Raw genomic sequence first — 14,068 nt, 5'->3', positions numbered from 1 at the left:
CACGTGCCCAATCGTCCCCACGTTCACGTGAGGCTTCGTACGGATAAACTCGCCCTTGGCCATCTTCGCTCTCCTTTCTCCATGCGGGGTAGGCCCTAAGGCCTACCCGAAAGGCATCCTTACTGCCCCTTGATGAGCTTCTCCTGCACCTGCTTGGGAACTTCCTGGTAGTGGTCGAAGAACATGACGAAGGAGCCCCTACCCTGGGTCTTGGAACGCAGATCGGTGGCGTAGCCGAACATCTCCGCCAAGGGGACATAGGCCCGGATCACCTGGGCGTTCCCCCTGGGCTCCATGCCCAGGATCTGGCCCCGGCGGGAGTTCAGGTCGCCGATGACGTCGCCCATGTACTCCTCAGGGGTGGTGACCTCCACCCGCATGATGGGCTCGAGGATCACCGGATCCCCCTTCTGCACCGCCTCCTTGATGGCCATGGAGCCGGCGATCTTGAAGGCCATCTCGCTGGAGTCCACCTCGTGGTAGGAGCCGTCGTAGAGGGTGACCTTCACGTCCACCACGGGGAAGCCGATCAGGGGGCCCGACTGCATGGCCTCCTCAATCCCCTTCTGAACGGCAGGGATGTACTCCTTGGGGATCACCCCACCCACGATGGCGTTGACGAACTCAAAGCCCGAGCCTCGAGGCAAAGGCTCGGCCTTGATCTTCACGTGGCCATACTGGCCACGGCCACCGGTCTGGCGGATGAACTTGCCCTCCACGTCCACGGGGCGGGTGATGGTCTCGCGGTAGGCCACCTGGGGCTTACCCACGTTGGCGTCCACCTTGAACTCCCGCTTCAGGCGGTCCACGATGATCTCCAGGTGGAGCTCCCCCATCCCGCTGATGATGGTCTGCCCGGTCTCGGGGTGGGTGGAAACGCGGAAGGTGGGGTCCTCCTCCGCCAGGCGGCCTAAGGCCTGGGAAAGCTTGTCCTGGTCCGCCTTGGTCTTGGGCTCAATGGCCACGTCAATGACGGGCTCGGGGACTTCAATGGACTCCAGGACGACGCGAGGCGCATCCTCACCCACCAAGGTGTCCCCGGTGATGGTTTCCTTAAGGCCCACCACCGCCCCCAGGTCCCCGGCCCGAAGCTCCTCCACCTCCTCCCGGTGGTTGGCGTGCATCCTTAGGAGCCGGGCCACCCGCTCCTTGCGGCCCTTGGTGGTGTTGTACACGTAGGAGCCGGAGGTGATGGTGCCGGAGTAAACCCGGATGAAGGTGAGGCGGCCCACGTAGGGGTCGGCCATGATCTTGAAGGCCAAGGCCGCCAGGGGACCCTCGGGGTCGGGATGGATCTCCACCTCGTTCCCCTCGGGCGTGGTGCCCTTGATGGGGGGGATGTCCAAGGGGGAAGGGAGGTAGTCCACCACCGCATCCAGAAGGAGCTGTACGCCCTTGTTTTTAAGGGCAGAACCCAGGAACACGGGGGTGATCTGGATGTCAATGGTGCCCTTGCGGATGGCCGCCACCAGCTCCTCCTCGGTGGGCTCCTCGCCCTCCAGGTACTTGAGCATCACGTTTTCATCAAAGTCGGCGGCCACCTCGATGAGCTTCTCGTGGTACTCCCGGGCCTGGGCCAGGTACTCCTCGGGGATGGGCACCTCGCGGATATCCGTACCCAGGTCGTTGCCGTAGGTGTAGGCCTTCATCCTGAGGACATCGATGATCCCCGAGAAGGTGTCCTCCCGGCCAATGGGAAGCTGCATCACCACCGGCCTGGCCCCCAGGCGCTCCTGCATGGTGCGGATCACCAGCCAAAGGTCGGCCCCCGTCTTGTCCATCTTGTTGGCAAAGGCAATGCGGGGAACCTTGTACTTCTCCGCCTGGCGCCAAACCGTTTCCGACTGGGGTTCCACCCCCTGGCTGGAGTCGAAGACCACGATGGCCCCGTCCAAAACCCGCATGGAGCGCTCCACCTCGATGGTGAAGTCCACGTGGCCCGGGGTGTCGATGATGTTGATGCGGTGGTCCTTCCAGAAGCAGGTGGTCACGGCGGCGGTGATGGTGATGCCCCGTTCCCGCTCCTGCTCCATGAAGTCCATGGTGGCCGCACCCTCGTGAACCTCACCGATCTTGTGGATCTTGCCGGTGTAGTAGAGGATGCGCTCGGTGGTGGTGGTCTTACCGGCATCGATGTGGGCGGCGATGCCGATGTTGCGGAGCCTCTTTAGGTCGTACTCTACCTTAACCGCCATGGCTTACCACCGGTAGTGGGCGTAGGCGCGGTTGGCCTCGGCCATGCGCTCCACGTCCTCTTTCTTCTTTATCGCTCCGCCCTTGCCCTCGGCTGCGTCCATGAGCTCATGGGCGATGCGCACGGCAGCCCCCCGCTCGGAACGCGCATTGGCCGCCTGGACCAGCCAGCGCAGGGCCAAGGACTGCTGCCTTCTGGGGGAGACCTCCATGGGCACCTGGTAGTTGGCCCCACCCACGCGGCGGGAACGCACCTCCATCCGGGGCTTCACGTTCTCCACCGCCTGCCTAAAGACCTTCAAAGGCTCCTGCCCGGTCTTTTCCTGGATGATGCGGCAGGCATCGTAGAAGATGCGGGCGGCCAGGTTCTTCTTGCCCTCCCGCATGATCTTGTTGATGAAGGCCGACACCACCACATCCCCGTAGACCAGGTCGGGTTGGAGTTGGCGTACCTCTGCTCTTCTTCTCCGTGCCATAGTTCACCTACTTCTTCTTGGCCGGAGCCGCGCCCTTGGTCTCCTTGGGCTTCTTGGTCCCGTACTTGGAGCGGCTCTTCTTGCGGTCCTTCACCCCTTGGGTGTCGTAGACCCCACGCACAATGTGGTAGCGCACACCCGGCAGGTCCTTCACACGGCCACCCCGGATGAGGACCACGGAGTGCTCCTGCAGGTTGTGCCCCTCGCCGGGAATGTAGGCGGTAACCTCGTACCCGGAGGTAAGGCGCACCTTGGCCACCTTACGCAAGGCGGAGTTGGGCTTCTTGGGGGTTACGGTGCGCACCACGGTGCACACTCCCCGGCGGAAAGGCGACCCCTTCAAGGCCGGAACCTTGCTCTTCTTCTGGACCTTCTCGCGGCCCTTTCTGACCAGCTGGTTGATCGTCGGCAGTGCCACCACTCCCTTCTTCTTGGACTTGCCCCCGTGTTCTCAAGATCCACCCGGGGGAGCCATCTTCCCCCGGCTTTTGCCCATACAGGGCACCACCCTCAGGGCCAGGGGCTGGCCCTGAGGGCCCTCAACTTGATTAGTGTACAGGGCTAAGCCTCTTTTGGCAAGCCGGGGGGCGAAGAAAAACCCAGCCCTCGAGGGGCTGGGGGGTTCTGGAGCCGGTGGCCGGATTTGAACCGGCGGCCTACCGCTTACGAGGCGGTTGCTCTACCGCTGAGCTACACCGGCCCGCCCTAAAGAGTCTAGGGCAGGAGTCCCCTTTCGCGCAACTACCGCAAGACCACCCCGGGCTGGACCCTGAGGGCACGGAAGAGGGGCAAAAGGGCGGAAAGAAAGGTGGCGGCCAGACTTGCGCCGCTCACCCAGAGGAAGTCGGACAGGCGCATCTCCACGGGCAGGTGGGTGAGGAAGTAAAGCTCCCCGGGAAGGTCCACCGGGCGGAGGGACAGGTAAAGGGAAAGGAGATAGCCGAGGAGGTTGCCTAAAAGCACGCCGCCCACGCCCAAAAAGACCCCCTCGAGGGCAAAGACCAAGCCCACGGTGAGCCTGGAGGCGCCCATGGCCCGAAGGAGGGCGATCTCCGGGGTCTTCTCCACCACTTTGAGCACCAAGAGGTTGGCCACCCCCAGGGCGGCCACCGCCACGATCAAGAAGATGAGGATGCCCAAAACCCTCTTCTGCAAGGAGAGTTGCTCCAAGAGGGTGCGCTGGGTGTCCTGCCAGGCCTGGGGGAAGAAGCGGGTACCCGCCAGTTCCCCACCCAGCTCCTTGGCCCGCCAGGGGTCCTTGAGGCGCACCTGGTACCCTTGAGCCCTTATCCCGGAAAGCCTTTCCACCGTCCTTAGGTCCACAAAGGCGTAGGCGGAATCCAGGAGATAGTTACCGGTACGAAAAGCCCCCAAAACCTTAAGCTCCACCCGCTCCTGGGTGGCGGACATGGCGTAAAGCCTATCCCCCACAAAGGCCCCCAAAGACTGCTGCAGGGCCGAGCCCAGGTAGATGCCCCCGGGCTCCAGCCTTAGGCCCAGCTCCGGGTAAAGGGCCTCCCCGCCTTCGCCCAGGCCCACCAGGGTGGCGAAGTCCACCCCCGGGCCCCGGGCGCCCTCCGCCGGGCGGGTTAAAAGGGCCTTGGTGGCGGCAAAGGGGGCGTAGGCCTCCACCCCGGGATGATCCCGCCCGGGAAAAGGAGGCAGCTCCTCGCTCTGGCTAAAGAGGACCAAGTGGGGATAGGCCTTCAAGGTGGCCCGCACCAGGCCGCTTACAAAACCGTTGGTGAGGGAAAGGGCGGTGAGGAGGACCGCCACCCCCACCCCTACCCCCAAAAGAGCCAGCCCCGTCTGCAGGGGTCTGCGCCGCAGATGGGCCAGGGCGAGGAAAAGGGCAAAGCGCACGCCCTTAGGATACGGACTTTAGCGCCTGGGGTACTCCACCACCTGCAGCTCCACCAGCCTCCGGCCAAAGCGCAAGGCGGTGGCCCGGTCGGGAAGCCAAACGTCCACCTTTTCCCGCATCCTGGGGTGCATCACGTCGGCCACCACGAAGACCCGGTCCCGGAAGAGGTAATCAAACTGCCCCCGGCCGCGGCCATGGACCGAACCCAGGTCCCGAAGCCGCACCTTGGTGCCGTAGGGCAACACCTTGAGGAGGTCGGGGCTCACCGCCAGAACCCCCAGGCGGGTACGCATGCCGGTGGCGGTGATGAAGGGGGTGGAGTCGGTCTCCCGCACGCTGGAGGTGTAGGCGGTGGCCTCGAGGAGCATGCTCCTTCGTACCCCAGACTGGGCCCAAGCCCCGGCAACGGCCAGGGCGAAGAGGAGCAAAACCAGGAAACCCCGCATAGCGCCCTTGAGTATGCGGGTAAACCCTTTAGCTTCCTGAGAAGGATGAGGGGGCCGGCTCATCCAAGCCAGCCCCCAAGGGTCATGGAACCATTCCGATCACTAAGCGGCTGCCCCGCCAAGGGACGTTATCGGAAAATACAAGATTAGAAAAGCCTTAAGGCCCTTTAGCTAGCCCTCAATCTGCTCCCACCCAAACCCTAGGGGCAGGGGGTGGAGGAGATCTCCAGGCGATACCGGCCGCTATTCTCCTCGTCAAACCCCGCCCGGGAAAGGTCCCGATCCCGCACCACCAAAAGGGTGGCCGGGGAAACGGGGGCGCAGTTCCTCACCGGGTCCAGGACCAAGGGGCTAGGGTCTTGAGGGGAGAGGTAAAGGAGGGCCACCAGGTCTAGGGGGCCGGAATAGGTGAACCTGAGGTACCCTGTGGCAGAAGAAACGTTGTATCGGTCAAACTCGTCCACAAACTCTATGGCCCCTTGCTTGGTCCCTGAGGTAAAGGGCTCCCCGATTTCATTAGGGTTGGGAGTTCCCGCCGAATTGGGGGTGAAGGGATCGGCGTACAGGGTTACCTGGTCCTGGCTTAAGGCGTAGTTCTCCACCTGGAGGTAAAAGACCTGGTCTTTCTGCCCCTTAAAGTTCAGGCGGTACCCGGGGTCGGTGGTAATCTGGGGCCGCAGGGAAAGGGGCGTAAGCTCCAAACGGGCGGCGAACCAGTTGCGGGCCACGCTCACCGCCTGCACCACCCCTTTGTCGTCCAAAAGCACCAGGCGGAGCCTGGCCCTTAGTTGCAAATCGCTGGAAACCGCACTCACCTGCACCGCTCCATCCTGAGAAAGGAGGATGCGGTAGACCCTCACCCCCGGGCGGAGCTCCCCACCGATTTCCTGGGCAGGGGGAAGTGGGGCAATGACGTACCCCCCCACAGATAGCTCCCCGCTCACCGGCGGGGTGCCCTGGAGGTTGCAGGCGCCAAGGGCAAGAACCGCCAAGCCTAGGAACACCCCTTTGCTCATCCGCCACATAAAACCCCCCTTTCCCTTCAGCATAGCCCGGGAAAGGGGGGAAAGGGCTTAGGCTTCCTTTAGCTACTCCAAAACCCCCAGGTAGGCGTAAAGGTCGGGGCCTCCCGGGAGGATCTCCACCACCAGGCCCGGGAACTTGCCCGCCAGTTCCTCCGCCCTTTCCCTCTCGGTGTTGGGGCCTAGGAAAAGGGTAAGGACCTCCTTGCCCTCCCCGGCCAGGCGGAGGAGGCCCTCCAACACCTCCTCTGGGGTTTCCCCCATCAGGACCAGCCTCCCATCCAAGAGGCCGATGGGTTTGTCCTTCAAGACCTTAACCCCGTCCACCTCGGCATCCCGGCTGGCCCAGGTGACCTCGAGGGTCACCGCCCCCCTCATGGCCTCCTCCATCTCGGGAAGGAGCTCCTCCGCCTCCAGCTCGGGAAGGTAGCGCACCGCCGCCGCTAGGCCCTGGCCCAGGGTGCGGGTCTTGAGCACGTGCACCTCCTTGCCCAATCCCTTGGCCAGCTCCGCCGCCTTTTCCGCCGCCAGGAAGACGTTGGGGTTGTTGGGAAGAAGGATCACCTTGGGGCTCGCCACGCTCCTGATGGCGGCCAGCAGGTCCTCCACGCTGGGGTTTTGCGTCTGCCCCCCCGCCACCACCCGGGCCCCTAGGCTACGGAAGGCCCGGGTGGGCCCATGCCCCAGGGCCACGGCCACTAGGCCCGTGGGAGGGGGAGCCTCCTCCCCCGCCCCCGCCATGGCCAGGATCTCCGTGTGCTGCTCCGTCATGTCCTCCACCTTGGTGCGCACCATGCGGCCAAAGCGGGCCACGGTGGCCAGGAGGCCATCGGGGTCGTCGGTGTGGATGTGCCCCTTCACGTACCCCTCGGCCCCCACCACCAAAAGGGAGTCCCCAAAAGGGGCCACCGCCTCCCGGATCCTCTCAATGGGCACCTCCACCCCCTCCATGAGGAACTCGGTGCAGTAGCCGAACTCCTCGGTGGCGAAGGCGGTTTGGGCGTAGCGCTCCACCTTAGGGGGCTCGGGCAGGGGAAGTCTCCGGATATACCCCTGGACACCCTCCAGAAAGCGCACGTACCCCGCACCCCCAGCGTCCACCACCCCCGCCTGCTTCAAAACGGGAAGGAGCTCTGGGGTCTTTTCCAAGGCCTCCCGGGCGGCCTTAAGGGCATTTTCCAGGACTTCCTCGAGGGCCTCCCCTATGGCCCCCTCCCCCGCAGCCCGGGCCACGGTGAGGATGGTCCCCTCCACCGGCTTCATCACCGCCTTGTAGCCGGTTTCCGCCCCCAGGCGCAGGGCCTCGGCCAGGGCGGGGGCATCCAGCACCTCCTTTTGGCGGATGGCCTCGCTGAACCCCTTCAGGATCTGGGAAAGGATCACCCCGCTGTTTCCCCGGGCCCCAAGAAGGCTCCCGTAGGCAATGGCCCGGGCCACCTCGGGCATCTTGGAGGTGTCCGCCAGGTCCAGCTCCCGCCGGGCCGACTGGAGGGTAAGGTGCATGTTGGTCCCTGTATCCCCATCGGGAACCGGGTAGACGTTGAGGGCGTTGAGCTCCTCCACGAACACGGAAAACCAGTCCGTGGCGTAGCGGAAGGCCTCGGCCAGCTCCTCAGGCCTCAGGCTAGCCACGCCCCACCCCCACCACGTGCACCCGCACCTGGGAAAGCTCCACCCCCGCAAGCCTCTTGGCGGCAAAAGCCACCCGCTCCGCCAGGGACTCCACCACCGTGGGGATGCGGGTCCCCACCGCCACCACCACGTAGAAATCGGCCGTGTACTTCCCGGGGTGGGCTGGGTCTTGGCGCACCACCACGCCCTCGCTGGCCTCCTGCCGGCCTAGGATGCGCACCACCTGCTCCTTAAGCCCCGCCGGGGCCATCCCCACCACCCCCGGCACCTCGTGGGCCGCCAGGGCCAACAAGGAGGCCAAGGCCCCCTCGGTTACCGTCACCCGTCCTGGCATCCTACCTCCTCAGGGCCTCCTCGGGGGGAGTATAGGGCAGGCCGAAGGCCTCCGCCACCCCGGGGTGGGTGAGAAGCCCCTTATGGGTGTTCAATCCTTTGAGGAGGGCGCTATCCTCCAGGAGGGCCTCCAGGCCTTTCTCCGCAAGCCTCAGCACATAGGGCAGGGTCTGGTTGGTGAGGGCGAAGGTGCTGGTTCTGGGCACCGCCCCTGGCATGTTGGCCACCCCATAGTGCACCACCCCCTCCACCACGTAGGTGGGCTCGGCATGGGTGGTGGGGCGGATGGTTTCCACACACCCCCCCTGGTCCACGGCCACGTCTACGATCACCGAGCCCTCCTTCATAAGGGGGAGCATGTCCCGGGTAACCAGTTTCGGAGCCTTGGCCCCCGGCACCAACACCGCCCCGATGAGAAGGTCGGCGTGCTGGATGCTCTTCTTGATGTTGGCCTCCGTGGCGGTGAGGGTGACCACCCGGCCCCCAAAGATATCGTCCAGGTACTGAAGGCGCCTGTGGTTCACGTCCAGGATGGTCACCTGGGCCCCCATACCCAAGGCGATTTTGGCGGCGTTGGTGCCCACGGTGCCACCCCCCAGGATCACCACGCTGGCCGGGGCCACCCCGGGAACCCCACCCAGAAGCACCCCCCGCCCCCCATGGGGCTTCTCCAGGAACTGGGCCCCCACCTGGGGGGCCATGCGCCCCGCCACCTCGCTCATGGGTACCAGGAGGGGCAAGGAACCATCGGGAAGTTGCACGGTTTCATAGGCAATACCCGTGACCCCGCTTTGCAGCATGGCCTCCGTGAGGGTACGATCCGCGGCCAGGTGCAAGTAGGTGAAGAGGATAAGCCCGGGTCGCAGGAAGGGGTACTCCTCGGGAAGGGGTTCCTTTACCTTTACCACCATCTCCGCCCCCCAGGCCTCCTCCCGGCTCACCAGCCTGGCCCCTGCCCGCTGGTATTCGGCATCGGATAGGCCGGAACCCACGCCCGCCCCCCGCTCCACCAAAACGGTATGCCCCCTTTTGACCAGGCTCTCCACCCCACCCGGGGTCATGGCCACGCGGTTTTCCAGGGTCTTGATCTCCTTGGGTACGCCGATCACCATACTACGCCTCCTTTACAAAGACACGCCTTATCTTGAGCTTGAAGCCGTCGCCCTCAGCGATGGCCAGAAGCCTTCTTCGGGAATCCACCAAGGCCACATAGCCCAGGGCGGGGATGGGCAAGGGAACCCCTTCCAGAACGCGCCGGGCCTCGGTGTGGGAAAGCTCCACCACGGGAAAGGGCAAGATATCGGTCTCGGGGATGGCCTTTTCCGGGGAGAGTTCGGAAAGCTTCACCGCCCGCTCCAACCCCACCTTGCCGATGCGCGTGCGCACAAGCCCGGAGAGAAAGGCCTTGGTCCTGAGTGTCTCCCCCAGGTCCCGGGCAAAGGCCCGCACGTAGGTGCCGGGGCCCACCACCAAGCGGATCACCGCGGTAGGGTAGGGCCCCAAGGGCCTCGGAAGCTCCACCTTGCGCCCACCCTTTTCCGCAAGCCGCCAGCCCTTGGCCGAGGGGGCAATGGGATGGGGGATGGGCTCGAGGTCCAAGGCCAGGAGTTCCACCTCCAGGTACTTTACCGGCCTTGGGCCAAGCTCCAAGGGCTTCCCTTCCCGAGCGGCCTCGTAGGCCCTTTTGCCCCCCACCTTGATGGCGGAGTAGAGGGGAGGCACCTGCTCTTTCAGCTTCAAAAACGAAGGGAGCACGCTCTCCAGGTCCTTGCGGTCAAAGCGCACCGGGGCCTCCTCGCTTATGGGACCTTCCGCATCCAAGGTGGGGGTGGTGGCCCCGAAGGAAACCCAGGCGATGTACTCCTTCTCCTCCCCCGAGAGGAAGGGAACCAGCTTGGTGCTCTCCTCGGAAACCAGAAGGAGAAGGCCCGTGGCCAAGGGATCCAGGGTGCCGGTATGCCCCACCCGGCGGGTAGAGAGAAGGCGCCTCGCCTCCTCCACCGCATCATGGGAGGTGAGGTGGAGGGGCTTGTCCACCGCATAGAGGGCCATGCCTAGGGGATTGTATCACCACCCGGTGGGGGGAAGAATGGAGGCATGGACCTGGAAGGCCGTTACCCCAGCCTCGCCTTCACCTGGCCCCGGCCCGGGGTGCTGGAGATCACCCTGAAGGGTGAGAAGCTGAACGCCTTGGGCCCAGGGGCCCACCGGGACCTGGCCCGGATCTGGCGGGACCTCCGGGAGCTGGAAGAGGTTAGGGCCGTACTCCTAAGGGGGGAGGGTGGGGTCTTTTCCGCCGGGGGCTCCTTCGCCCTGATTGAGGAGATGCGGGCCTCCCACCGGGCCCTCTTGCGGGTCTTTTGGGAGGCCCGGGAACTGGTCCTAGGACCCCTGGACTTCCCCAGGCCCGTGGTGGCCGCAGTGGAAGGGGTGGCGGTGGGGGCGGGGCTGGCCTTGGCCCTAGCCAGCGACGTGGTGGTGGCGGGCAAGGGGGCCAGGCTTCTGGACGGCCACCTGCGGCTTGGGGTGGCCGCCGGGGACCATGCGGTCCTCCTTTGGCCCCTTCTTTTGGGCATGGCCAAGGCCAAGTACCACCTCCTCCTGGGCGAACCCCTCACCGGGGAGGAGGCGGAAAGGTTGGGCCTGGTGGCCCTGGCGGTGGAGGATGAGAGGGTGTACGCGAAGGCCCTCGAGGTGGCCACCCGCCTGGCCGAAGGCCCCAAGGAGGCCCTGGGCTTCACCAAGCACGCCCTAAACCACTGGTTCCGCACCTTCTTGCCCCATTTTGAGGTCTCCTTGGCCCTGGAGTTTTTGGGGTTCCAAGGGGAGGAGCTGGAAGAGGGCTTAAGGGCGCTTAGGGAAAAGCGAAAACCCCGGTTTTAGGCATGGAAAAACCCTTGCGCCTCCAGACCTTCCTGGCCCGGGCGGGCGTGGCGAGCCGCAGGAAGGCAGAGGAGCTGATCCGCCAGGGCCGGGTGCGGGTGAATGGGGCCTTGGCCACCTTGGGACAGAAGGTGAGCCCAAAGGACGTGGTGGAGGTGGACGGCAAGCGGGTGGAACCCTTGGCCGAGAGGGTGGTCCTGGCCCTAAACAAGCCCCGGGGCTACACCACCACCCGCCATGACCCCCACGCCCAAAAGACGGTCTTTGACCTCCTGCCCCCTATCCCCGGTCTCCACCCCATAGGCCGCCTGGACCGGGATTCCGAGGGGCTCCTCCTCTTCACCAACGACGGGAGCCTGACCCTCCGCCTCACCCATCCCCGGTATGGGGTCAAGAAGGTCTACCGGGTTTACACGGAAAGGGGTACCCTGCCCAGGTCCGTCTGCCAGAGGCTTCTAGAGGGGGTGGAGCTGGAGGATGGCCTGGCTAGGGCCATCGCCTGCCGCCCCGCCCCGGGGGGGGCCCTCCTCACCCTGGCGGAGGGCCGGAAGCGGGAAGTGCGCAGGATGCTGAAGAAGGTGGGCTACCCGGTAAAGCGCCTCCTAAGGCTCCAGGTGGGGCCCATCCGCTTGGGCCAGCTTCCCCCGGGCAAGTGGCGGCGGCTTTCGCCGGAGGAGGTAGAGGCCCTTTTCCAGGAAACTTCGGTAGAATGAGGGCCATGTTCACCGCGGGAAACGGACCCGTGCAGATCCCCGCCGAAGCCATAGAAAACCGGGTAAAGGAGCTGGGAGCCCAGATCGCCCAGGACTACCAGGGAAAAACCCCGCACCTCATCTGCGTGCTGAACGGGGCCTTCATCTTCATGGCCGACCTGGTGCGGGCCATCCCCCTTCCCCTCACCCTGGACTTCATCTCCATCAGCTCCTACGGCAACGCCTACCGCACAAGCGGCGAGGTGGAACTCCTAAAGGACCTGCGCCTTCCCATCCATGGCCGGGATGTGATCGTGGTGGAGGACATCGTGGACACGGGGCTTACCCTTTCCTACTTGCTGGACTACCTCGAGGCCCGCAAACCCGCCTCGGTGCGGGTGGCGGCCCTCCTCTCCAAGCCCAGCCGCCGTCAGGTGGAGGTGCCCATCCACTACCTGGGCTTTGAGATTGAGGACGCCTACGTCTATGGCTACGGCCTGGACCGGGCCCAGTTTGACCGCAACCTGCCCTTTATCACATCCCTTCGTCCGGAGGAGGAATGAAGTACCTGGACCTCATTGCCGTTCTCTTCGCCGCCGTCCTCTTGGTTTCCAACGTGGCCTCCACCAAGCTGGTGATCCTAGGGCCCTTCACCTTTGACGGCGGCACCCTGCTTTTCCCCTTGGCCTACATCTTCGGGGATGTGCTCACCGAGGTCTACGGCTACCGGCGTAGCCGCCGGGTGATCTGGCTGGGATTTTTCGCCCTCCTCTTGGCCACCCTCACCTTCCAAGGGGTGGCCGCCCTCCCCGCCCCCAAGGACGGGGAAAGCCAGCGCTTCGCCGAGGCCTTTGGCCTCCTTCTGGGCCTTACCCCCAGGATCGTCTTGGGAAGCCTCCTGGCCTACTTCGTGGGGGAGTTCGCCAACGCCTACGTGTTGGCCAAGCTGAAGGTGAAGACCGAGGGGCGCTTCTTCTGGCTAAGGGCCCTCACCTCCACCCTGGTGGGCCAGGGGCTGGACACGGGCATCTTCCTCCTGGTGGCCTTCTATGGGGTCTTCCCCCCGGAGGTGCTCCTTGCCGTATTCCTTTCCAACTATGTCTTCAAGGTGGGGGTGGAGGCCCTCATGCTCCCCGCCACCTACGGGGTGGTGGGCTTCCTCAAGCGGGTGGAGGGGCTTGACGTCTACGACCGGGACACGGACTTCAACCCCTTCCGCTTAGCGTAAGCTTTAGGGGATGCCGGGAGTCGCCATCATTGGAGCCCAGTGGGGGGACGAGGGCAAGGGGAAAGTGGTGGACGCCCTCGCCCAGGAAGCCGACTATGTGATCCGCTACCAAGGGGGGGCCAACGCCGGCCACACCGTGGTGGCCGAGGGGCGGGTGTTTAAGCTGAACCTCCTGCCCTCGGGGGTCATCCACCCCCATGCGGTGAACATCCTGGGGGATGGCATGGTGATAGACCCCTTCCGCTTCCAGGAGGAGCTCGAGGCCCTAAGGAAGGAGGGGTTTAACCCCCAGGTGCGGGTTTCCGAACGGGCCCACCTGGTCCTTCCCCACCACAAGCACGTGGAAAGCCGCCACAACTTTGTGGGCACCACCGGCCGGGGCATAGGCCCCGCCTACTCCGACCGGGCAAGAAGGGTGGGCATCCGAGCCGGGGACCTCTTAGAGGAGGATGTCCTAAGGGAACGGGTGCGCCGCCTCCTCCTGGAAAAGCCCAACTCCACCCGGGAGGCCGGTTGGGACACGGAGGAAAAGGCCCTAGCCGACCTCTACCGGATGCGGGAGATCCTGGCCCCCTTCGTGGCCGACACGGGGAGCCTCCTGCGGGAAGCCCTCAAGCGGGGCAAGCGCCTCCTCTTTGAAGGGGCCCAGGCCACCCTTTTGGACCTCAACTACGGCACCTACCCCTACGTGACCAGCTCCCATCCCACGGTGGGGGGCATCCTGGTGGGCACGGGGCTTAACCACAAGGCCATCACCAAGGTCTACGGGGTGGCCAAGGCCTACGCCACCCGGGTGGGAGAGGGCCCTTTCCCTACAGAGCTTCATGGGGACCTAGCCCACCACCTTAGGGAAAAGGGCGGGGAGTACGGCACCACCACGGGCAGGCCCCGGCGGGTGGGCTGGCTGGACCTGGTGGCCCTCAAGTACGCCTGTGAGGTGAATGGCTTTGACGGCCTAGCCATCACCAAGCTGGACGTGCTTTCCGGCCTGGAAAAGGTAAGGGTGGCGGTGGAGTACCTGGACGGGGCCCGGCCCGGGGAGGCGAGCCCCGAGGCCGTGCGCTACCTGGAGCTGGAGGGCTGGGGGGACCTTGCCGGGGTGCGAAGCCGGGAGGAGCTTCCTCCTTCCCTAAGGCGCTACCTAGAGCTCATTGAGGAGTACACCGGGGTGCCCGTGGTCCTCTTCTCCACCAGCCCCAGGAGGGAGGACACCTTCGGGGCGGTGAGCTGGGTCTAATACCCCCGTCACGCCACCCCACCTGGGCCTTCGTCCAGGTGGAGGCCCCGGTCAAGCCCTTT

The 14,068-nt window shown here is 65.0% G+C and carries 15 protein-coding genes and 1 tRNA gene; 5 read left to right on the top strand and 11 right to left on the bottom strand.

Annotated elements, in window-relative coordinates; all coding sequences use genetic code 11:
* Positions 1-119: 119 nt before the first annotated feature.
* The 11 genes from fusA to truB form a co-directional block, all read right to left on the bottom strand.
* Positions 120-2,195 (bottom strand): elongation factor G, encoded by a 2,076-nt coding sequence (gene fusA / locus DK874_RS10565; RefSeq protein WP_114313986.1) that lies wholly within the window; start codon positions 2,193-2,195, stop codon positions 120-122.
* A gap of 3 nt (positions 2,196-2,198) precedes the next feature.
* Positions 2,199-2,669: a 30S ribosomal protein S7 gene (gene rpsG / locus DK874_RS10560; protein WP_114313985.1), complete on the bottom strand. Its 471-nt coding sequence runs from the start codon at positions 2,667-2,669 to the stop codon at positions 2,199-2,201.
* A gap of 7 nt (positions 2,670-2,676) precedes the next feature.
* Positions 2,677-3,090: a 30S ribosomal protein S12 gene (gene rpsL / locus DK874_RS10555; RefSeq protein WP_019551715.1), complete on the bottom strand. Its 414-nt coding sequence runs from the start codon at positions 3,088-3,090 to the stop codon at positions 2,677-2,679.
* A 204-nt stretch (positions 3,091-3,294) separates the two neighbouring features.
* Positions 3,295-3,369 (bottom strand) — tRNA-Thr (locus DK874_RS10550).
* A gap of 41 nt (positions 3,370-3,410) precedes the next feature.
* Positions 3,411-4,532: an ABC transporter permease gene (locus DK874_RS10545; protein ID WP_114313984.1), complete on the bottom strand. Its 1,122-nt coding sequence runs from the start codon at positions 4,530-4,532 to the stop codon at positions 3,411-3,413.
* An 18-nt stretch (positions 4,533-4,550) separates the two neighbouring features.
* A complete protein-coding gene (locus DK874_RS10540) occupies positions 4,551-4,979 on the bottom strand; it encodes a 3D domain-containing protein (protein WP_205387581.1) in 429 nt (142 codons plus the stop codon).
* A 200-nt stretch (positions 4,980-5,179) separates the two neighbouring features.
* Positions 5,180-6,004, bottom strand: coding sequence for a hypothetical protein (locus DK874_RS10535; RefSeq protein ID WP_114313991.1), 825 nt, complete (start codon positions 6,002-6,004; stop codon positions 5,180-5,182).
* Between the two features lie 63 nt (positions 6,005-6,067).
* Positions 6,068-7,633, bottom strand: coding sequence for a DAK2 domain-containing protein (locus tag DK874_RS10530; RefSeq protein ID WP_114313983.1), 1,566 nt, complete (start codon positions 7,631-7,633; stop codon positions 6,068-6,070).
* Positions 7,626-7,967: an Asp23/Gls24 family envelope stress response protein gene (locus DK874_RS10525; protein ID WP_114313982.1), complete on the bottom strand. Its 342-nt coding sequence runs from the start codon at positions 7,965-7,967 to the stop codon at positions 7,626-7,628. Before DK874_RS10525 ends, DK874_RS10530 begins: the two co-directional genes overlap by 8 nt.
* Before the next feature lies 1 nt (position 7,968).
* A complete protein-coding gene (ald, locus tag DK874_RS10520) occupies positions 7,969-9,078 on the bottom strand; it encodes an alanine dehydrogenase (protein ID WP_114313981.1) in 1,110 nt (369 codons plus the stop codon).
* A 1-nt stretch (position 9,079) separates the two neighbouring features.
* Complete coding sequence (gene truB, locus DK874_RS10515; protein ID WP_114313980.1) at positions 9,080-10,018, bottom strand: tRNA pseudouridine(55) synthase TruB; 939 nt, start codon at positions 10,016-10,018, stop codon at positions 9,080-9,082.
* Positions 10,019-10,063: 45 nt separating this feature from the next.
* On the opposite strand from truB, the gene DK874_RS10510 reads away from it, so the two are divergent.
* Genes DK874_RS10510 through DK874_RS10490 form a run of 5 tightly spaced genes read left to right on the top strand, consistent with a single transcriptional unit; the run spans position 10,064 to position 14,006 of the window.
* Positions 10,064-10,849 (top strand): enoyl-CoA hydratase/isomerase family protein, encoded by a 786-nt coding sequence (locus tag DK874_RS10510; protein ID WP_114313979.1) that lies wholly within the window; start codon positions 10,064-10,066, stop codon positions 10,847-10,849.
* Positions 10,850-10,851: 2 nt separating this feature from the next.
* Positions 10,852-11,562, top strand: coding sequence for a pseudouridine synthase (locus DK874_RS10505; RefSeq protein ID WP_114313978.1), 711 nt, complete (start codon positions 10,852-10,854; stop codon positions 11,560-11,562).
* Positions 11,559-12,104: a hypoxanthine phosphoribosyltransferase gene (gene hpt, locus DK874_RS10500; protein ID WP_114313977.1), complete on the top strand. Its 546-nt coding sequence runs from the start codon at positions 11,559-11,561 to the stop codon at positions 12,102-12,104. Before DK874_RS10505 ends, hpt begins: the two co-directional genes overlap by 4 nt.
* Entirely contained in the window at positions 12,101-12,769 is a 669-nt protein-coding gene (locus DK874_RS10495; RefSeq protein WP_114313976.1) for a queuosine precursor transporter, read from the top strand. Before hpt ends, DK874_RS10495 begins: the two co-directional genes overlap by 4 nt.
* A gap of 10 nt (positions 12,770-12,779) precedes the next feature.
* Positions 12,780-14,006 (top strand): adenylosuccinate synthase, encoded by a 1,227-nt coding sequence (locus DK874_RS10490; RefSeq protein ID WP_114313975.1) that lies wholly within the window; start codon positions 12,780-12,782, stop codon positions 14,004-14,006.
* Positions 14,007-14,068: the final 62 nt, after the last annotated feature.

The organism is Thermus caldifontis, from assembly GCF_003336745.1.
In the GTDB taxonomy this organism is placed as follows: Bacteria; Deinococcota; Deinococci; order Deinococcales; family Thermaceae; genus Thermus; species Thermus caldifontis.
This window is presented reverse-complemented; position numbering and strand designations above follow the sequence as displayed.

Coding starts and splice junctions, on each gene's coding strand:
- fusA (WP_114313986.1), bottom strand. CDS start 2,195: ATGGCGGTTAAGGTAGAGTACGACCTAAAGAGGCTCCGCAACATCGGC.
- rpsG (WP_114313985.1), bottom strand. CDS start 2,669: ATGGCACGGAGAAGAAGAGCAGAGGTACGCCAACTCCAACCCGACCTG.
- DK874_RS10540 (WP_205387581.1), bottom strand. CDS start 4,979: ATGCGGGGTTTCCTGGTTTTGCTCCTCTTCGCCCTGGCCGTTGCCGGG.
- DK874_RS10535 (WP_114313991.1), bottom strand. CDS start 6,004: ATGTGGCGGATGAGCAAAGGGGTGTTCCTAGGCTTGGCGGTTCTTGCC.
- DK874_RS10525 (WP_114313982.1), bottom strand. CDS start 7,967: ATGCCAGGACGGGTGACGGTAACCGAGGGGGCCTTGGCCTCCTTGTTG.
- ald (WP_114313981.1), bottom strand. CDS start 9,078: ATGGTGATCGGCGTACCCAAGGAGATCAAGACCCTGGAAAACCGCGTG.
- truB (WP_114313980.1), bottom strand. CDS start 10,018: ATGGCCCTCTATGCGGTGGACAAGCCCCTCCACCTCACCTCCCATGAT.
- DK874_RS10510 (WP_114313979.1), top strand. CDS start 10,064: ATGGACCTGGAAGGCCGTTACCCCAGCCTCGCCTTCACCTGGCCCCGG.
- DK874_RS10505 (WP_114313978.1), top strand. CDS start 10,852: ATGGAAAAACCCTTGCGCCTCCAGACCTTCCTGGCCCGGGCGGGCGTG.
- hpt (WP_114313977.1), top strand. CDS start 11,559: ATGAGGGCCATGTTCACCGCGGGAAACGGACCCGTGCAGATCCCCGCC.
- DK874_RS10495 (WP_114313976.1), top strand. CDS start 12,101: ATGAAGTACCTGGACCTCATTGCCGTTCTCTTCGCCGCCGTCCTCTTG.
- DK874_RS10490 (WP_114313975.1), top strand. CDS start 12,780: ATGCCGGGAGTCGCCATCATTGGAGCCCAGTGGGGGGACGAGGGCAAG.